Annotated in this window: 14 protein-coding genes; 2 read left to right on the top strand and 12 right to left on the bottom strand. The window is 74.9% G+C overall.

Annotated elements, in window-relative coordinates; all coding sequences use genetic code 11:
• The first annotated feature begins 172 nt into the window (after positions 1 to 172).
• Both ACFZBD_RS03905 and ACFZBD_RS03900 read left to right on the top strand, forming a co-directional pair.
• On the top strand, positions 173 to 952 hold the full coding sequence (locus ACFZBD_RS03905) for a hypothetical protein (protein WP_391134817.1): 780 nt from the start codon (positions 173 to 175) through the stop codon (positions 950 to 952).
• A 173-nt stretch (positions 953 to 1125) separates the two neighbouring features.
• A complete protein-coding gene (locus ACFZBD_RS03900; protein WP_391135926.1) occupies positions 1126 to 2460 on the top strand; it encodes a radical SAM protein in 1335 nt (444 codons plus the stop codon).
• Positions 2461 to 2596: 136 nt separating this feature from the next.
• Here ACFZBD_RS03900 and ACFZBD_RS03895 read toward each other — a convergent pair whose 3' ends face one another.
• The 12 genes from ACFZBD_RS03895 to ACFZBD_RS03840 form a co-directional block, all read right to left on the bottom strand.
• Entirely contained in the window at positions 2597 to 4141 is a 1545-nt protein-coding gene (locus tag ACFZBD_RS03895) for a hypothetical protein (protein WP_391134814.1), read from the bottom strand.
• 7 nt (positions 4142 to 4148) lie between these two features.
• Entirely contained in the window at positions 4149 to 6881 is a 2733-nt protein-coding gene (locus ACFZBD_RS03890; RefSeq protein ID WP_391134811.1) for a GTPase-associated protein 1-related protein, read from the bottom strand.
• Positions 6882 to 6961: 80 nt separating this feature from the next.
• On the bottom strand, positions 6962 to 8146 hold the full coding sequence (locus ACFZBD_RS03885; RefSeq protein ID WP_391134807.1) for a hypothetical protein: 1185 nt from the start codon (positions 8144 to 8146) through the stop codon (positions 6962 to 6964).
• Positions 8147 to 9934 (bottom strand): Hsp70 family protein, encoded by a 1788-nt coding sequence (locus tag ACFZBD_RS03880; RefSeq protein WP_391134804.1) that lies wholly within the window; start codon positions 9932 to 9934, stop codon positions 8147 to 8149.
• A 2-nt stretch (positions 9935 to 9936) separates the two neighbouring features.
• Positions 9937 to 11901, bottom strand: a complete 1965-nt coding sequence (locus ACFZBD_RS03875) for an AAA family ATPase (protein WP_391134801.1) — start codon at positions 11899 to 11901, stop codon at positions 9937 to 9939.
• Positions 11902 to 12164: 263 nt separating this feature from the next.
• Complete coding sequence (locus tag ACFZBD_RS03870; protein ID WP_391134798.1) at positions 12165 to 13628, bottom strand: hypothetical protein; 1464 nt, start codon at positions 13626 to 13628, stop codon at positions 12165 to 12167.
• A 216-nt stretch (positions 13629 to 13844) separates the two neighbouring features.
• Positions 13845 to 14507: a 4Fe-4S cluster-binding domain-containing protein gene (locus ACFZBD_RS03865; RefSeq protein WP_391134795.1), complete on the bottom strand. Its 663-nt coding sequence runs from the start codon at positions 14505 to 14507 to the stop codon at positions 13845 to 13847.
• Positions 14504 to 15565, bottom strand: a complete 1062-nt coding sequence (locus tag ACFZBD_RS03860; RefSeq protein ID WP_391134792.1) for a hypothetical protein — start codon at positions 15563 to 15565, stop codon at positions 14504 to 14506. Before ACFZBD_RS03860 ends, ACFZBD_RS03865 begins: the two co-directional genes overlap by 4 nt.
• Complete coding sequence (locus tag ACFZBD_RS03855) at positions 15556 to 16473, bottom strand: protein phosphatase 2C domain-containing protein (RefSeq protein WP_391134789.1); 918 nt, start codon at positions 16471 to 16473, stop codon at positions 15556 to 15558. The genes ACFZBD_RS03860 and ACFZBD_RS03855 overlap by 10 nt, the downstream gene beginning before the upstream one ends.
• A complete protein-coding gene (locus ACFZBD_RS03850) occupies positions 16470 to 17246 on the bottom strand; it encodes a hypothetical protein (protein WP_391134786.1) in 777 nt (258 codons plus the stop codon). The genes ACFZBD_RS03855 and ACFZBD_RS03850 overlap by 4 nt, the downstream gene beginning before the upstream one ends.
• Entirely contained in the window at positions 17243 to 17440 is a 198-nt protein-coding gene (locus tag ACFZBD_RS03845) for a hypothetical protein (protein ID WP_391134783.1), read from the bottom strand. Before ACFZBD_RS03845 ends, ACFZBD_RS03850 begins: the two co-directional genes overlap by 4 nt.
• A gap of 144 nt (positions 17441 to 17584) precedes the next feature.
• The gene (locus tag ACFZBD_RS03840) at positions 17585 to 18817 is read right to left on the bottom strand and encodes a hypothetical protein (RefSeq protein ID WP_391134780.1); all 1233 of its coding nucleotides are present in this window, start codon (positions 18815 to 18817) and stop codon (positions 17585 to 17587) included.
• Between the last annotated feature and the right edge of the window lie 50 nt (positions 18818 to 18867).

Below are 18867 nucleotides of genomic sequence, written 5' to 3'. Positions count from 1 at the left end.
CGGCCCGCCAGCTGGTCTGGCGGGCCGTTTCCATTTATTCGCAAAGACGCGGTGCAATTCTTGCCGAGTTGAGTGTCGGGCCTGTGCGCGGAGGTTTGTATCGCGGAGCGATGATCTGCCCTCTCGCGACAAGGCATAGGATAGTCCTCCGGACCGTGAAGGGACTGACACAATGGGTAGCGCTGTTGATCGCGGGCGTGCTGGGGTGCTTGCAAGCGTCCGTGCCGGGGACGTCGTCGTGATGGAGTGTCCGGCGCAGACGGTCGAGGTAACCGGCCTGTCGGCGGAGTACGTTTCTGTTCGATGGCCCTGGAATCGAATCGACCCCGAGTCGCAGATGCAGTGGAACGGATCGCGAGCGATCCCGCGAAACGCCGGAGATGAAGGCTGGGACGAGGAGCCGTTCCAGATCGTTTCGTCCGATTCTTCCCTCGAAGTGGGGGGGTATTGTGAACTCGGAATGCCGGCCACTGTCGCGTATGTGGTACATGTGGAGAGATTTTCTGATCCCTTGGATGTCGGCTGGTTGCCTCGTCCGCACGCATACGTGTCCCTGGTCTCTCATGGTGTTTCCTTTCCGCCCCACGCAGAGGAGATCGGCTTCACCGTGGACCCGAATGGCGAGGAGCCAATCGAGTCGGCATTGGTCTTCAGGCCATATGCGTTCTTGGAGTCCGGTGACGAGGTGGCCGACAGCGAGGGCCGCTTGTGGACGTACTCCGCGCCGTGGAAGTGGGTACCGTTTGACGGCAGGCCTGGCGAGTACCCTGCGTGGCCGTTGCAGTTGATCTGTCGCGACGGTGGGCAGGTTCCGCACGCAGCTCAAAGCATCGCGCGCGCCACGAGTGTGGGCGTCCACGACGATGAGATGGCTCGGTGGCTGCGGGCGGCCGGTCTGGCAGAGGTCCCCCAGCTCCCACCGCGCGCCTTCATCGGAGACCTGCCGCACTGAGGTCGCTGCACGACTTCACCGGCCAGGGGGTCGGCGTCCGGGCGGCGCACCGGGCCCTTCCCGGGTGGGCCGGCCCGGCGTCCGCCCACTGGTCAGCAACCCGGCTCCCCGTCCGATTCGGGCGGAGATACCCTTCGAGGTGATCCTCAACGGAGTCAGGGATGGAGCAGCACATGGAGAGCCTCAGCCGTACCGCGCTGGTCGAGGGACTGATGGGCCGCTTTCCGCACGTGCCGCGGGAAGCCGTGATCAAGGAGGACCTGCTGCGGGGCGGCATGGCCTTCGACGAGTCCGCGCTCAGTGGGACGGCCGACGGGGGATCCGGGGACGTCAAGCCGAAGTCGTATTTCATCTTTTCCTTCGACCACCGCACCCTCCCCGAGCTCGGGGCCGCCGCGCTCAACCGGCCGCCCGAGGAGATCGTGCTCACCGGCGGGCCCTACGACCTGCGGCGGACCGTCGTGTCCGTGCGGGTCAATCCCGACTCGCCGTACGTCGTCCGCGCCGGGGAGGACGGGGCGCTCGGGCTGTACCTCGACGGGACGCGGATCGCCAACGTCGGGCTGCCTCCGATGCCGGAGTACTACCGGCACACCCTGTCGAACGGCAAGTCCGTCATGGAGGTCGCCCCGACCATCCAGTGGGGCTACCTCGTCTATCTCACCGTCTTCCGGGTGTGCCAGTACTTCGGCGCCAAGGAGGAGTGCCAGTTCTGCGACATCAACCACAACTGGCGCCAGCACAAGGCGGCAGGCCGTCCCTACACCGGGGTCAAGCCGGTCGAGGAGGTGCTGGAGGCGCTGGAGATCATCGACCGGTACGACACCGCCGGGACCTCCCGCGCCTACACGCTCACCGGCGGATCGATCACCTCGCAGGTCGGCGGCCGGGACGAGGCGGACTTCTACGGCCACTACGCCAAGGCCATCGAGGAGCGCTTCCCCGGGCGCTGGATCGGCAAGGTCGTCGCCCAGGCGCTGCCCCGCGACGCCGTCCAGCGGTTCCACGACTACGGCATCCGGATCTACCACCCCAACTTCGAGGTGTGGGACCGCCGGCTGTTCCAGCTGCACTGCCCCGGCAAGGAGCGCTACGTCGGCCGCGACGAGTGGCACCGCCGGATCCTGGACTCCACCGAGATCTTCGGGCCGCGCAACGTGATCCCCAACTTCGTCGCCGGCATCGAGATGGCCGAGCCGTTCGGGTTCACCAAGGTCAGCGAGGCGATCGACTCCACCGCCGAGGGGCTGCGGTTCTTCATGTCCAACGGGGTCGTGCCGCGCTTCACCACCTGGTGCCCCGAGCCCACCACGCCCCTGGGCAAGGCGAACCCGCTCGGCGCGCCGCTGGAGTACCACATCCGTCTCCTGGAGACCTACCGCGCGACGCTCGAGGAGTTCGGCCTCAGCTCGCCGCCCGGATACGGCCCCGCCGGTCCCGGCCGCGCGGTGTTCTCCGTCAGTTCGTTCATGGACAGCCTGGAGGGGCTGGAAGCGCCCGCCGAGTGACGTTCTCGGGGCCGGTGGATGCCGACGGCGAGGAGGCCGCCCGCGCGCAGCCCCGGCCGTCGGCACCTCGCAGCGCCCGCGCGCAGCCCCGGCCGGTCCCGGCCGTCGGCACCTCGCAGCGCCCGCGCGCCCGCCGTCACCGTCGCGGGCGGCGGTCCAGGCACCAGTCCACGAACCGGCCGATGCTCGCGTGCACCCGCCCCTCCTCGACCGTCACCGCCGCCGTGAAGAAATACCGCACCTCCGCGAACTCCAGCTCCATCGCCTGCACCAGATTCCGCAGGCCGAGCCGGCCGGCCAGCCACTCGCGCGCGGCGGCGCTGTCGTCGAGGCGGTCCGGGAGGAGGCCGTGCTCCGCCAGCAGGTCCGTCTTGCTGATCGCGACCGCCAGCCGGGGGAGCCGCCCCTGTCTGCCGAGGCGGGCCGCCGTCTGGGAGGAGTTCCCGAAGATCACGTCCGGCGGGTCGGTGGAGGCCAGGGTCCGGTCCGGTGCGGGCGCGGGCGACTCCTCCAGGAGCTGCCAGGTGGCCTCCACCGCCAGCGGGTCCAGGACGAAGACGAAGGTGCGGGCGGCCCGGACGTACCGCAGCGCGTCGGCGTCCTCTCCCGACATGAACTGCTCGCCCGCCGTGTCGAAGACATGCACCAGCTGCTCGGCGCGCCCCTTCCCCAGCACCACCGAATGCGCCCGCAACAGCGTCCTCTGCGTGGCACGCGTATGGCCCTTCATCTCCAGGACCTCACGCAGCACCTGGTAGTTGGCCGTCGTCTCGTCGTCCGCGAGCCGCAGCGCCGGGCCCCCCGCCCCCGCCGCGTCCTCGAGCGACATCAGCATGGCGGCCATCAGCTGCGTCTTCCCCGCCGCCCGGCCGCCGACCATCGGCAGCACGATCTCCCGCGCGTGCCCGGCGTCCTGGTTCAGCGGCTTGCCGCAGCGCGCGTGGGTGCAGAAGGCGGGGAGCCGGCTCCGTCGGCGCATCAGCATCACCAGCGTCGGCATCCGCTCGCCGCACTCGCAGCGCCTGCGGAACAGCCCGTACCGCCCGGGACGGATGTCGCTGTGCCGCCGCCGGCAGGACTCGCGCGGGCAGGCGTACGAGGGGTAGGGCACGCGGTCGTAGCAGTGCGGGCAGAGCACGCCCCGGCGCAGCCCCCGCACCGTCAGCACCCCCCGGTCGACCGCCCGCAGGCCGCCCGCCGTGGCGCGGGCCGCGCCGTTGAGGAGCAGGACGGCGAGCGCGTGCACGAGCAGCGCGAGGACGATCAGCGGTACGGCGATCGCGGCGCCGGCCGCCAGTCCCACGCAGAGCGCCAGGGCGTGCGCCGTCTTCAGGGCGCCCGGCTCCCGGGCCTGGGTGAACCGTTCCTGGGCGAGGGTACGGAAACGGTCGCCCACCGCCCTGCCGTAGACGCGCGGCCCGAGCGTGAGCAACTGGCGCAGGTCCCGCGCGGCCGGGCCGAAGAAGTAGTTGCGGTAGGCCGGCACCGGCTCGTCCTGTGGCCGGTGGGGCGGGATGGTCTCGAATTCCGGGGTCCGCCGCCGCGTCACCCCGACCACCAGCCGGGCGTACCGCCACAGCAGCTCGCCGACGAGACCGAGGGCGCGGACGACCGCCGTGCACGCGCCCAGCAGCAGCGCCGCGCCGAGCAGCACGGCGAGGAGAGTCGACAGTGCTGACATCCCGAGGTCACCGCTTCCCATCAGAGTCCTCCGATCCGGTCCGGGGGCCGGTCCGAGGGCCACGACCAGGGTCGGCACCGGGGCGCATATCAGGGCCGGTACCGGAGTCGGCACCGGGCCGCGCACGACGGTCCGCCCCAGGTTCGGCCCCCGGCCCCGTACGCCGCTCCGGCCCCCCGCCCCCCTCCCGCCCCCTCCGCGGTTCCGTACCGGACCCCTCGCCCGGACGGTCCGTCGGTCCCTGCCGTCCCCGGCCGAGCGGCAGCCACCGCACGCCCTTCCTGCGCTCCGTCGTCCGCTGCTCCGTGATCCCGTCCGCGAGCGAGGGAAGGATCGGGCGTACGGTCGCGGCGAGCCGCTCCACGTCCTCGGCCGGCCAGTACCGCACGGCGTGCGCGAAGACATCGGCGACCAGCTGACGGTGCTGGTGGGGCAGCCGGTCCAGGAGTGCCGTGTCCTGGTACGCCAGGGCCAGCCCGGCCACGTGGCCGAGCAGGACCCTGTCCACCGCGCGGCGACCCGAAGGCCGGGCGCCGTGCCGGGGTGCGGCCGTCGTCGTATCCAGGACGGCCCGCAGATAGCGGTCGGCGAGGGAGAAACCGAACCCGCCCACCATCCTCGGCACCCGCCGCGGGTCGGCCGGGGCCCGGGTCAGCGCGTCCACGAGCCGAAGGTCCCGCAGGGTCCTGATCGGCGCCGGGAGCGAGCCCGTGGGGCCCGCGAAGGCGTCCGCGAGCCGGCCTGCGTCGTCCGCTTCGCGCAGCAGCCGGGCCAGGGCGAGGGCCTGCTCCACGGTCTCCCGGGTGTCCGGGGTCAGCCAGGGCCGCCACTCGGGGGCGGCGAGGACCGCGCACAGCTCCAGGAAATCGGCCAGCCGGGCCTCGTCGACGACCTCCCGCAGCACCGTCCGCTCGAACCACGCGCCGAGGACGGCCTGGGCGTCCGCCCTGCCGCCGCCGGGCAGCCGGCGCGCGATCTCGATCGCCTCGCGGTGTGTCCAGGGCGGCTGCCGCCACAGGCCGCGCAGCAGCGCCGGGTCCGGGACGTCCTGGCCGCGCAGGGCGAGGATCCGGAACATCACCTCCACGCCGCGCCCGGGCTCGCGCTCGGCGCGCGCCAGCCAGTGGTGCTCCTGGAGGACCGGCCGCCCCTCGAGGTCCCGGGCGTCGAGCAGGTCGGCCGGGAACTGGGAGAAGAGCTGGTGATGGCCCTCGCGCCCGGCCACGAGCGCGTCGAGGGCGGCGACCAGCGCCCCCCTGAACACCCCGGACGTCCGCAGCAGCCTCCGGACCTCGCCCCGCAGCGCCGGGTCCGGCGAGCGCCCGGTCGCCGACTCCAGGAGCACCCGGGCCAGCTCGCCGCAGGTCTCCCGGAGCACGTCGCCGGGCAGGTCGAGCCCGGCGCCGTACGCCCACAGCAGGTGCCGCACCCGCTGCCGTACGCCCCCCGCCTCGGGGAGCAGCGACCGCCACAGCCGTACGGCCCGCTCGCGCTCCTCCGTGTCCGCCAGGGGTACGGGTGCCACGGCGTCGTCCGCACCGGCGAGGTAGGCGCGCATCCGGGACTCCTGGAGCGCGCCTTCGAGTTCGCGGTGCAGCGCCGTGTCCCCGCCCGCCCGCGCGGCGGCCGACAGGATCCGCAACTGCGCCTGGGAGAGGTCGGGTCGGGAGCGGCGGATGTCCCGGGCCACCACGGCGCGGCGCGCTCCGAGGTGGTCGGCCGTCGGCAGCCAGTCGAGGACGGCCGCGACGTCCTCCGGCGCGAGCGGGATGCCTCCGCCGGCCGCGGCCGCCGCCACGGGCGGATGCCAGTCCCCGGGGTGCCGCTCACCGCCGTGGGTGTACTCCGCCGCCCAGGACCAGACCGACCGGATCGACGCGAGCCCGATCCGGGTCAGCAGCCGCACCAGGTGGTGGACCGGGACCCCGTCGGGGAAGCGGCCCGCGGCGAAGTCGAAGAGCGTGTAGGCGTCCTGGTCGTCCGGACCGATCTCCGGCTTCGCCTCGGGCACGCAGCCGATGAGGTGCAGCCGCCCGCGCGTCGGCCGGAAGAGATAGGTGGAGAAGGAGAGCCTGCGGGCGAGCGGGGGCGGCAGGAGATAGCTGACGGCGGCGAACCAGTGCGCGATCCGGTCCGTCGTCCGGTCGACCACGACCACCGAACGGTCCTCACCGAGCGCCGTGAACACCGCCGCCAGCAGCTCCGTCAACCGGTGCGCGTCCGGCTGCGCCCGCAGGAACGCCTGGACGGTACGGGAGTTCAGGGGCCCGCAGGGCGGGGGAGCGTCGAGCGGGGGAAGCTCGGACTCCTGCGCCACCCGTGTCGTCCACACGGGCGAGTTCCACAGCTCGATCGCCAGCAGGCCGCCGCCGGCCGCGGCGAAGTCCTCGGTGTGCAGGGCGTGGGCGAAGTAGTTGCCGAACCTGCGCGCCGAATCCCGCCCGACGTACCGCACGTGCACCGCGGTCGCCCCCGCCCCGAGGGGACGCGCCGCCGCCGGCCCGCCGGCCGCCCCCGCGTCCGCCGGCCCGCCCGAGGCCTCCTCCCGTACGAAGGAGAACGCGACCGGACACCGCGCGAGCTGCTCCGGGGTCTCCGACTCCACCAGCGAGCGCGGCGGGTCGTAGCCGGCGAGGGCCTCCACCGCGTGCATGGTCTCGGTGGTGACCCCGGCGCTGACGGCGTTGAACTGGAAGCCGGAGAACCCGCTCAGCCCCCGCTCGCACGACGTGTAGTACAACTGCCGGAACCGCCCCCCACCGGCCCCCGACCTGGCCCCGCCGGCCCCCGGCTGCGATCCCGCCCCGCCGGCCCCCGGACTCATCCGCGCCCCGTCCTCGGCACCGAGCCGTACTCGCTCAGCAGCCAGAGCAGCGGATCCGTCACCCGGTAGGGCTGGATGCCGGTACTGGCCACCCGCGCGTCCGGCGTCGGCGTGTGGCCGAGGGCGGAGACCCCGAAGTAGCGGTACCTGCTGTACGTGTTGTCGAGGATCCGGTCGATCGGCACGCCGTCCCACTCCCGCAAGAGCTGCCGCACCTCCTCGTGCACGCTCAGGCTGTCCTCCACGTCGAACCGGCCGCCCGACGGGGGATGCGCGCGCAGCGGGCTGCCCTTCTCCAACAGGTGCCAGAAGGCGTCGAGTTTGGTGAAGACCACCGCGACCGGGGTGTCGATCTTGGCGCCCGACCTGCGCTCCCGCGACGCGAGCAGCATGTTCGTCACCCGCCCGAGGACGTTGACGGGCGCGTCGAATCCCTCGGATCCGGGCAGCGCGGTGCCGGGCAGGGCGGAGGGCCGGGCCCCCGCCATCTGGAGCGGATCGAGGAGTAGCACGATGCCGTCGGCGTTGGCGAGGTAGCGGGTGTTCAGCTCCACGTTCTCGCGGGAGTTGAAGTCCTCGCCGGCCGTGTCGAAGAACGACAGCACCGTGTGCTGCGGCCGCTCGCCGAACAGCCCCTTGCGCCGCAGCCCGAACCGGAAGACCAGCGGCTCGACACGGTTGTCGTTGGCGACGGCGGTCCGCGTGCCGAGGAACATCCGCCGGCCGGTGTAGAGGTGGTCCTGATAGTCGGAGGTGTAGCGCTGCATCGTGGCGTCGTCCGCGCCGACCAGCGCGGCCCCGAAGTCGGCGCCCACCTGGTTCATCATCTCGTGCAGCAGCACCGTCATGTACACCGTCTTGCCGGACGCCTTCGCCCCCACCAGGGCGATCATCCGGTTCTCCACCGTCCCGAACTGCGCGGGCAGCGTCGAGTGGCAGACCGGGCAGATCCGGTACGTCGTCTCGCCGTCGCAGTCGGGACACACCGCCGTGGCGCGGCGGCCGTCCGCCGTGAACACCGGGCCGACCTCGCCGCGCTGGCCCATCCGATCGGCGAGCACCTGGTCGCGGCGGCGCACGCACCGCTTCTGCGTACGGCTCTGCCGGCTGTTGCAGCGGAAGGCGATCTCCCGGACGGTGAACGTGTCGTAGCAGTACGGGCAGGTCACTCGTCTGGCCATTCAGGTCACTCGCAGTCGGTGGAGGGCCGTGGGGCGCACGTCGACGCCCTGGTCGGCGGCGGCGTCGGCGTCGGCCGGGAAACAGACCAGCCAGGAGGTGTCCCGCGTGGCGGGGAAGGGGAACTCGACGGCCAGCGGCTGCCGGGCGGTCAGCCGCTGCGCGGGCACCTCGTGCAGCACGGCGCCGTCGGACATGCGGGTGGGGCGGTAGCGGCCCACGCCGTGGACGATGCGCAGCGCGGGCAGCTCGCAGGCGGTCTCGGAGGTGAACGTCACCGTCGCGATCCGCCCCTTCAGCCGCCTGCGCACCGACGGTTCGTACTCCACCACCGGCGGCTCCGCGTCGATCAGCAGCGAGGACGCTCCCTCGCAGTCGACGCCCCGGTCGGCCACGAGCGCCTCCACCGTCAGGGTCACCGCCCCCCGGCCCACCGTGAGGTCCAGCCCGCCGTCGTGCTCGTACTCACGGCGGCCGCACCGCACATCCCCCGAGAGCGGCCCGCGTGCCGAGGTCTCGCCCTCGACCCGCCAGCGGACGCGGGCGGTACGGGCGCCGGGCGGCCACGCCCACAGGACGAGGAGATGCGCACCCCGGCGCAGTGCCTGCAGCTCCTCGACGGGGACGGCGACCAGGGCGCCCGGGGCGCCACCCGCCGTTTCCGCGGACCCCTCCGGCCCCGGCCCGGCATCGCGCCACGGCTCGGCGGGAGGCTCGTTCCGTACGGGGCCTTCGGCCCCGGCGGGCGCGGCCGCGGGCGGCGGCTCCGATGCCGACGGGGGAGCGGGCCCGAACCCGGGTTCCGCCACCGCCTCGGACCCCGGATCGAGCCCCGGCTCGGACACCGGATGGGGCCCCGGCTCGCGTGGGGGCTCGGTGTCGAGGGGCGGCTCCGGTAGGGGCCCGGGCACGGGTGCGCGCGCGGCTTCCGGTGCGCGTACGGGAGGGGCCGGCGGTTCCGGTGCGACGGGCGCGGCCGGGGGCTCCGGGTCCTCGTAGCGGTACGCGGCCGGCGGCTCGGGATCCTCGACATGGTGCCGGGGCAGCGGCTCCGGCGCGTGGAGCCGGGGGGCCCGGGAACCGTCCTGGCCGTACCGCACCCGCAGCGCCCCGAAGTCGAACAGCGCCAACAGGCCGTAAACAACCGCGAGTTCGGGTTCGTGGCAGCGCACCGGGAGTCCGAGCGCGGTCTCCAGACGGTCCGCGGTGCCGGGCGCCCCCGGCAGCTCGCCGGCCAGCAGGACGGCGTCCGGATGCCGGGGGGCGTCCGCGCAGAACCCCGTCACCGCCGCGACCGTCCCGCCGTCCCAGTCGCCTTCGGGAACCGGGAGCCGGCGGGTGGCGGCGACGTGGACCGTGCGGTGCGGGGCGATGTCGAGGACGGTCAGATCCAGGGTGCCGGCGCCCTGGTCGCAGACGAGGACCGTGCGGTCCACACCCTCCACGACCGCGCCGTAGTGGAGCGCGGCGGCGACCGCCTCCGGCACCACATGGGCGACCCTGAGGCCGGCCTGTTCGGCGGCCCGGCGCAGCGCCTGCTCCCGCTCGCCCGCGCCGTCCTCCGGGTCGCCGCCGTCGCCGACCGGCAGGGCCAGGGCCACCGCCGTATCCCCGGCGCCGGAGTCCGCACGGTCGGGGCTCTCCCGCGCGGCCGCGAGCAGCGCCGCGAGAGCGGCGGCCGGGTCGGCGGCGAGGGCCGGGTCGAGCGGCACGGTGGTGACGGCCGGGCGCCCGTCGGGCCCCCACCCTCCGATCCGCCCGTGCGGGCGGCCGATGTCGATGGCGTACACGCTCAGTACCTCCCCGCCCCGTCCGGTCCCGCCGTCGCCCCGGTGTCCGGTGCGACCAGGGGTGTCCCGTCGTCCGCGATCCCGACACGGAGCCGGTCGCCCGCCGAGGGCCGGTGCTCGATGAAGTGCCGTACGACCGCCGCCCGCAGCCGTTCCAGTTCGTTGCGGATCTGCCGTCCGCCGTACGCCTGGCGCTCCGGGTCGGCCATCCGGGCGGTGATCCACGGGTGGACGCTCGCCGTGTCGGGGACCAGCTCGACCTGGTGGCGTTCCCTGACGGACTCGGCCAGTTGGGCGAGGAGCCGGTCGGAGATCCGGACGATGTGCCGGCGGCGCAGCATGTCGAAGACGACCACGCCCGGCTTCAGCCGGCCGTAGATCTCCGGCCGCCCGATGTCCCGGAACTTCTCCTCCACCGCACGCGTGAAGTGCTGCTCCAGCAGGGCGTACGGCAGCTCGTCCCCCCGCTCGGCGAGCAGGTCCTGGACGGCGTCGGCCCCGGTGTTGGAGGTGAAGATGATCAGGCACTGGGAGAAGTACGCGGTCTGGCCGCGGCCGTCGGTCAGCCGCCCGTCCTCCAGGATCTGCAGGAACTTGTCCAGGACCTTGGGGTGCGCCTTCTCGATCTCGTCGAAGAGCAGCACGCTGAAGGGGCGCTCCTGCACCCGGCGGGTCAGCTCGCCGCCCTGCTCGTACCCCACATAGCCGGGCGGCGCGCCCGCCAGCCGTTCGGCGGCGTGCTCCTGCTGGTACTCGCTCATGTCGAACCGGGCGTACGCGCTCTGGTCGCCGAAGACCAACTCGGCCACGGCTTTGGCCAGTTCGGTCTTGCCGACGCCGGTGGGGCCGACGAAGAAGAACGCGCCGCGCGGACGGTCGGTGCCGGAGTGTCCGAAGTCGACGCCCACGAACGCCGCCTGCAGGGCGGAGGCCACGGCCTCCACCGCCGCCTGCTGTCCGACGACCCGCCCGCCGAGCACCGTGGCGGCCCGGCCGACGACCTGCCGGTCCAGCTGGGTCCAGGGATCCACGCTGACGTTGAGCCGGTGCTGCTCCATCAGCTTGTCGGGCTTCTGCACGGGGGAGTTGCGCAGCCAGGACGTCCGCGCCAGGGCGTCGATCTCCCAGCCGGCCATCCCGTCCGTCGCGCCCACCAGCGCCTCGAACTCGGCGCGGGTGGCATCGGCCGCGCCCCGGAACTCGTGGCGCAGCAGCGACAGCCAGAGCCGGCGCTCGCTCGGGTCCGGCGGTCCGACGTGCAGCGTCGCGATCCGCGGGTCCTCCAGGGGGAACCAGCCGGGCAGCCGGCCCACGTCCCCGACCGCGCACAGCACCGCGTTCCGGGCGTGCGGGGCGGGGCCGGCGCCGGGCCCGGGGCGCGGGGCGACGGCGTCCGTCATCGCGGCCCGCAGCCGCAGCCAGCCGAGGTACGACTCGGGCTGGCCGGGCGGCAGATGGTGGTCGACGTCCTGGAAGACGAACGCGGTGGCGGCGTCGGCGGAGGTGACCAGCCGGCGTACGACGGCGGTGACGTCCTCGAAGGACGCGGGCCGCCGCGCGGAGCGCGGGGCGAAGAGCCCGGCCTGTCCCCGGCGCCGCTCCTCGCCCCGCCGGGTCTCGGCGGCGGGCGGCGGCGCCGAGTCGGACGCGGACGCCCCGGCCCGGGCACCGCCGTCCGGGGACGCGGCGGCCGGTGGCGCGTCGGCGGCCCGAGCGGTCCGGGGCAGCGCCGCCACCAGCGTGTCGAAGCGTTCGGCATGCCCGGGGATCGGGAAGGTGAGCCCGTCGACCGGGTCCCACCAGCCCACGACCTCGGCGCCACGGGCGTGGAGGACTCCGGCGATCAGCTCCCGGAACGACGCCGGACGGTCGTCGAACCACCACCGGTCCCGGATCCGGCCGTCCAGGATCACCTGCCGGCCGCGCCGCAGCTCCCAGCCGAGGGAGACCGCCCACAACGGCATCATCCCGTCGGCCGCGGCGGGCCCTTCGCACGACGCCGGACCGCTCCCTGGCCCCTCGGGTCCAGGTGCGCCCGCGAGAGGCGTCCCGCCCGCCGCCGGGGACCGTACGGGTTCTTCCGGGGCCCGCATCGCTTCCGTCGGCTCGGCCGGGATCCGTATCGCTTCCGTCGGCTCCGGCTCGACTCGTATCGCTTCCGTCGGCTCCGGCTCGACGCGTATCGCTTCCGTCGGCTCCGGCTGTTCCGGCTTTCCCCAGTCGACGCCGGTCATCGCGTCCTCCCCGTCTCGTCACCCGGCAGCCCGCGGGCGTGGCGGCGCGGGGGCTTGCCGTCCCAGGTGAGCTCGCCGGGCACGAAACCCTCGCCGTTCATGGCCCGGTGCACCCGGTCGAGGAGTTCCTCCGGGGCGCAGACGGCACCCTCCGCAGACGGCCGCGGCGACATGTCCGCCTCGCCGTCCACGTGATAGGTGAGGACCGCCGTCCCGTCCGCGCCCGTGCCGACGGTCGCCTCGTAGACCGCGCCGCTCGGGCGTTCGAAGGAGAGGACGAGCAGCTCGCCCCGGTCCTCGCCGCCGGCGAAGTCGAGACCGGCGTCGGTCATGGCGTCCTTGAGCGCCCGTGCCAGTTCGCCGCGCCGGGCATGGGCGAGCTGCAGCTCGTCCAGACGTTCCTCCGCCGCCGGCAGGAGACGTTCGAGTCCGGCCACGGCGGCCAGGGCCGCGTCCGCGCGGCGGCCTTGGAGCGCGGTCGTGACGGCGCGGACGGCCTGCTCCAGCTCTTCCGCCAGTTCGGGGTCGGCCAGGTCGACGGCGTCGCGTACGGCGTCCTCGGCCCCGCGCTCCACCACTTTGAACCGGTCCGCCGCCTCCGTGAGCGCCGCGAGCAGTGCCTCCGCCCGCGCCTCGGCCTCCTCGCCCCGACGGCGCTCCTCCTCGGCCGCCCGGGCCTCCGTCTCCTCGGCGCGCCGCACGTCCTCCTCGACGCGCCGCGCCTCCTCCTCCGCACGCCGCCGGTCCCCCTCGACGCCCCGGGCCACGGCGGCCGCGTGCCGGTTCACGGCGTGCTCCACCGTGCCGAGCAGCGCCTCGAAGTGGACCTCCTGCCCCTGGCCGGCCGTCGCACGCAGCCGTTCGAGCAGCTCGGCGCTCTCGCGGGCGCCCTCCCGGTCGTGTGCCTCCCCGTCCGCGGCGATCTCTTCCAGACGGCGCTCCAGGGCCCGCACGGTCTCCCCGCGGTCCGTCCGGTCGGCGGGGGCCACCCCGCCGTGCGGCACGAGGACGACGACCCGGCCCCGCAACTCCTCGATCTCCGCCCCGAGCGGGGCCTCGCCGCCGACGGCGCCGCGCAGCTCCACGAGCCGCCGCTCGACGGGCGCCAGTGCGGTCGCCGTCTCGGCGGAGGCGCGCAGCGGGGCGACGAGGCGCTCGATCTCGTCCAGCCGACGCGCGTCGGCCCGCCCCCGCTCGCGCCGGGTGTCGGCCGCGTGCGCGTCCAGCCGCGCCTGCCGCCGCGCGGCCACCTCGGCCCGCCGCCGCTCCGCCTCGGCACGGGCCCGCTCCCGGCGTTGCGCCGCCTGCCGGGCCCGCTCGGCGGCGAGCGCCGCCCGCTCCTCGGCCCGCTCCCGCTCCCTGGCCCGCCGGGCTGCCGCCCGTGAGGCCCGCACGGCCAACTGCAGCGCCGCGAAGCCCGGATCCAGGGCGACGGGGCTGTACATGATGGACCCGCTCATCGCTGTCCCCTCCCAAGGTGCTGTCCGGAACGTCCCGCCGGGGCCGTGGCCCTTCGGGTGGACGCCGATACTCTCCGGGCCCGTCCGCGGTCGTGCCCGGACCCCGATTCCCGCCCCCGGACACGCCCTCGGGCCTGTCCGGAACCTCGCCCGCCGGTCGCTGCGCCGCCCCGCGCGCCCGCCCGGCGCGCCGCCATCCGCCGTCTCAACGTGGACTCACCCCTTCCGGCCGTCGGGACGCGGCAGGAGCCCCCGCGCCATGAGCTGTTCCTCGAAGCCCTCCCGGAACCCCGGCACGGGCGGCACCCCGGCCCAGGAGAAGGAGCCGTCGGCGCCCACCGACAGTTCGACGCCCGCGGTCGTGTCGTCCTCGGCGAGGACCCGCGCGACCTCCTCGGCGTAGCGGCCGGTGAGGGCGAGCAGTCGCTGGTTGGACGAGCCGCGCCACCGCAGGGCGGCGTGCCTGGCTGCGACGTACGGACCGTCCACGAGCAGGTCGAGCCGGTCCAGCAGGGCCCGCTGCCCCGGGGTGCCCCGCCGCAGCCGCTCGTGACGGAAGCCGGAGTACGCCATGGCCGTGAACCCGGGCCGCTCCTCCCGTACGGCGTCGAGCAGTTCGGCCAGCGCCTCCGCCTGGGTGAAGGGCTCGCCGCCGGAGAGCGTGACGCCCTCGACCTCCGTCAACGCCCCCAGGTGCCGGGCGAGTTCGGGTACGGGGACGGTGGTGCCGCCCTCGAACGGCAGGGTCTCCGCTGCGACGCACCCCGCGCAGCGCAGCGGGCACCCCTGCACCCACACGACGGCGCGCGGACCCGGCCCGAGGACCGTGCAGCGGTCCAGCGTCCGGGCCACGGAGAGGAGCGTGCCGGGCGCCGTCATGACCGGTCCGTCCCGTCGCCGTGGGGCGACGGACCGGGGTAGCTCTCCGCTCCGCGCGCGGCCTGGTCGCACCAGGGACACCACGGTCGCTCGACGGTGTGGACGTGCGTGGGGCGGGTGGCGCAGACGGTGAGCCGCCCCTGCGCGCGGGCGGCCGCCAGCTCCCGCGCCCATACGGCCGCGGGCGGCCGGCGGCCGCCGAACGCCGCGCGGAACAGCTCCGTGAGGCGGCGCGGCAGCAGATCGGCCGGCGGCGCCGAACGGGGGAGGACCACCGACGTGCGGTCGAGGAGACGGCACCGGCCCCGCAGGAGGTTGTCGTCGAGGGAGAGGTAGTCCGAGCCGTCCGCCGGATGCCCGGCGAAGGGGTGCAGCCCGGCCATGAGGAGCTGGTGGGCGAGGACGGCGAGGGCGAAGTCGTCGGTGGAGGCGTCCGGCAGTGCCGCGGCGGCGGCCGTGTCCGCGCCGATCCGCTCCGGCGCGGTGTAGCCCGGCGTCCGCATGCGTCCGGCGAAGAGCTCACGGCCGTCGGTGAACTGCCACGAGTCCACGTCCGCCATCCCGACCGTGCCGCCCCGCTCGTCGACCCACAGGTTGTCGGGGTTGAGGTCCCCCACGACGTAGCCCTCGGCATGGACCTCGGCGAGCAGCCGGGCCAGCGCCTCGGCCGCGGCGAGCGCGGTCGCCCAGGTGGCGTCCGGCATCGACGCCCGCCGTCCGGCGGGGGAGAGCAGCCGGGCGAAGGGCCGGAAGTCGCGCCGCATGTCCGGCATCACATAGCCGTCGACGTCGTCGCGCACGGTCCGCACCGGAACCATCGGCCAGGCGAGCCGGACGGGGGCGCCCGCGAGCAGCCGTACGGTACGGGGTTCGCGCCGCTGCCGTACGAGACGTTCGACGCGCCGCCGGTACGCCGCCCGGTCCGCCGGGTCGGGGACGAGCTTCGCCACCAGGGCGCGGTCGTCGCCGACGGCGTACACCAGGCCCTCCGAGCCGCCGCCGATCCGTTCCGTCAGGAGCCACTCGCGGCCGCCGCGCGACACCACCTTCACCACCACGGACCGTCCCCTTCCGCCGCCGTCAGCGCGCACAGCACGGTGAGGTCGTCGCCGGTACGGGCCGCGGCGGGCCCGGAGAGCAGCGCGCGCAGCGCGGCCGCGTCGCCGTCGCCGCGCCGCAGCGTCTCGGCGAGGGGCGGGAAGAAGGACGCCGAGGGCAGCGGGCCGACCTCGTCCGGCAGTCCGCGCGAGGAGGGGTGGTCGAGGGCGGCGGGCGCACAGCCGTCGGTGGCCAGGACCACGCCCGTCAGCTCCGTCTCCCACACCGCGAAGGTCCGCAGCCGCAACCGCGCGCCGGGGGAGGTGAGGAACGCAGGCGGCGGGCCGTCGGGGCGGGGCGGTGGCAGGACGAGATGACACCGCTCGGCCGCGCCCGCCTCACGGGTGAGGACGGCGCCGAAGCAGTCGCCCGCCGACAGGAACGCCACCCAGGGCGGCCGGACGACGGCGACGGCCAGTGCGGCGGCCCACTGCTCGACCCCCGCCGGTCCCGTGCTCCCCGCGGATGCTCCGCCTCCCCCCGGTCCCTTGCTCCCCGCGGATGCTCCGCCTCCCGCCGGGTCTCCGGTCCCCGCCGGTTCCCCGCCCCCCGGCGGTGCGACGGCGTCCTCCACGGCCCGGGCCGCGCGCAGGAACGTCTCGACGGTGCGGGCGCCCCGGTCCGCGGTCCAGCCGGTCCACTGCTCCGGCCCCGCCGCCCGGTCCGGCAGGCCCGCGGAGAGCACCCGGCAGGCGATGTCGACGGCCAACCGGGCGCCCAGCGCCGCCCGTTCACGGCTGCCCATGCCGTCCGCGACGGCCAGGACCACGCCGCCGCACTCCGTGTCGACCGCGCGGAAGGCGTCCTCGCAGCCCCGGCCCGCGGCGACGTGCGCGGCGCCCGTCACCGAGGCTCCCGTGACGATCACAGCCCCTCCTCCAGCCGCTTCATCCGTGCGCGGCGCGCGGCCAGGTCCGCCACCTGCCGATGGATGTCGTCCACGTCCCGCACGGCGCCGACCCGGTCGGAGCTCTGGAAGAACAGGTCCAGGATCTGGCCGAAATCCAGGGTGTCGAGCATGAGCGCGGCCTGGGGTGCGAGCACCCGCAGCAGCCCGAGATCCGCCCCCCGGACCCCGACGGCCTGGAAGACGCACTCGCCCCGCTCCTCGCCGAGCCGCAGCGCCCGCGCGGTCGCGGCGAGCGCCCCGGCGTCCTGGGGCCGGCCATCGGCGTCGCTCGGAGCGCCGTCGGTCAGCACCCATAGGAACGGGCGCCGCACCGGCACCCTGCGGTCCTGGAGGGCGCGGTAGCGCTCCCGCGCGAGGGCGAGCGCGGTCTCCACGGCGTCGGTCAGCCGGGTCAGCCCGCCGGCTCCCAGCCGGGGCGGCCGCATCCGGTCCACCGGCACGAAGAGCCGTTCCGACGGGACCGACTCCACCGGGACCAGGCACTCCTGCCCGGGGTCGTACGCCTGCACGTGCGAGTCGAAGGTGATCAGGCACACCTCGATACGGGAACGCAGCCGGGGCTCCGCCCGCACCCCGTCGAACCAGTCGACGAGGGCCTTGTTCAGCTCGTCGATCCGCGGCCGCTCGGCGGGGCGGCCCATCGAGGCCGAGGTGTCCAGGAGCAGCACGACGGGCTGCCGCTCCTCGTATCCGTACCCCTCGCCGTGTCCGGCGTCCGGCGGGGCGCTCACGCGTCGGACGCCGGACCGGGAAAGGCGACCAGTCGGCCGCCCGCGGAGTCGTGGCGCACCTCGACCTCGGCCCCGGGCGCCAGACCGCCCGGCTGTACCCGCACGCGCAGCAGGACCCCCTCGACCAGGACGTACCCGTCCGGGTCCGGCCAGGTCGTCAGCCGTCCGACGGCACCGTGTGCCCACCGTTCCATTCCCCCGTCCATATGGATCACAGTAGGTGACGCTTCCTCAATTCACTTCCCCTATCGTGGAATTGAAGATCCCAGCGAAGTGGCGAGGCCGCCCGGAGCCCCTGTCACGAGTCCCCCGCTCTCCGGCCGGCCCGCCACCTCCAGTCAACCGGACCGGCCGGTCGTGGACGGGTCGCGGGCAGGTCGCGTTCCGGTCAGGAGACGTTCGAGCACCCCCGCGGCCGCCGGGCCGCGGACCACGAAGTGGAGATCCCAGGCCGCGCCGCGCGACAGTTCCGCCTCCACGGCCGGCCAGAGCGCGGCGATGCTCGCCCGGTACGGAAGACCGCCGCGGCCCGCCCCGAGGAGCGGGAAGCACACCGAGCGCAGAGGAGGGTCGAAGCGGGCCGACTCCCGCGCCAGGCCGGCGAAGACCTGGGTCGCGGCGCGGGTGACATCGGCCGGCAGGACGTCGTAGTCGTTCGTCCCGGCGCGCGGCACGGCGACGGCGGCGTGGTAGATCCGGCGCACGCCCTGCGCGGCGAGCGCCCCCGTCCCGGTCGCCGCCACCGTCCCCGGCAGCACCGGGCGGCCCGACGTCCCGTGGTGCGCCTTCCAGCGGAGCAGCTCGTCGTGGACCGGGTCGTCGAGCACGTCGCCCGTCACGCCCCAGAGGCTCGCGGCGCGGCGGAGGGAGGCGGAGACGGACGACTTGTACGGCTCGGGCAGGGCGAGGTGCGTATTGACGGGGGAGACGACCACGTCGACGTCGCGGAGCAGGTCCACCGGATGGACGTGCAGGGTGAGCCGCACGGTGCGCCCGCCGGCCCGGACCTCCAAGGACCGGTGCGTCCGGGGATCACCCTCGGCCGCGGGCGACCCACCGGCGCCCGGGCGAGTGCCCGGCGTGCGTCCGCCGTCGGCGCTGCCCGGGCCCCTCCCGCCGCCGTACGCGAGGTCCCCGCTCCCCACGAGGGCCCCCGGACTCCCGGTGGCGATCCCCGGGCTCGTCCCCACCGCATCCGCGGGCGCCGGGGCGTCGAGCAGCCGGGCCACGGTCTCGGCGACCTGGCCGAGCACCATCACCTCATGGGCCTTGCGGAAGCGCTCGACACTCACGCCGTACACCTCGGCGGCCCGCCGTCGCCGGTCGGCCGCGGGCCAGTCGCGCGTGCCCTGGGCCAGCCCCAGCGTGTACTCGGCGGCGGTCCGCAGCGTGCCCGCGTCGAGTAGTGCGACGGCCAGCCGGAGCAGCCCTTCGACCGTGCCGTCGGGCGAGCGGGCCTCGGCCGCCCGCCGCAGCTCCGGCAGCGCGAGTCCGTGCAGCCGGACCACCCCGGCACGCCGAACGGCCCTGAGCTCGACGGCGACTGACGACGGGTCGGTGATCGGCGGCATGGCGGCCACCCTCGCACCGCGCCCGCCCACCGACAAGCGTTTTGCGGCCC

The organism is Streptomyces sp. NPDC008121, assembly GCF_042957155.1.
In the GTDB taxonomy this organism is placed as follows: Bacteria; Actinomycetota; Actinomycetes; order Streptomycetales; family Streptomycetaceae; genus Streptomyces.
This window is presented reverse-complemented; position numbering and strand designations above follow the sequence as displayed.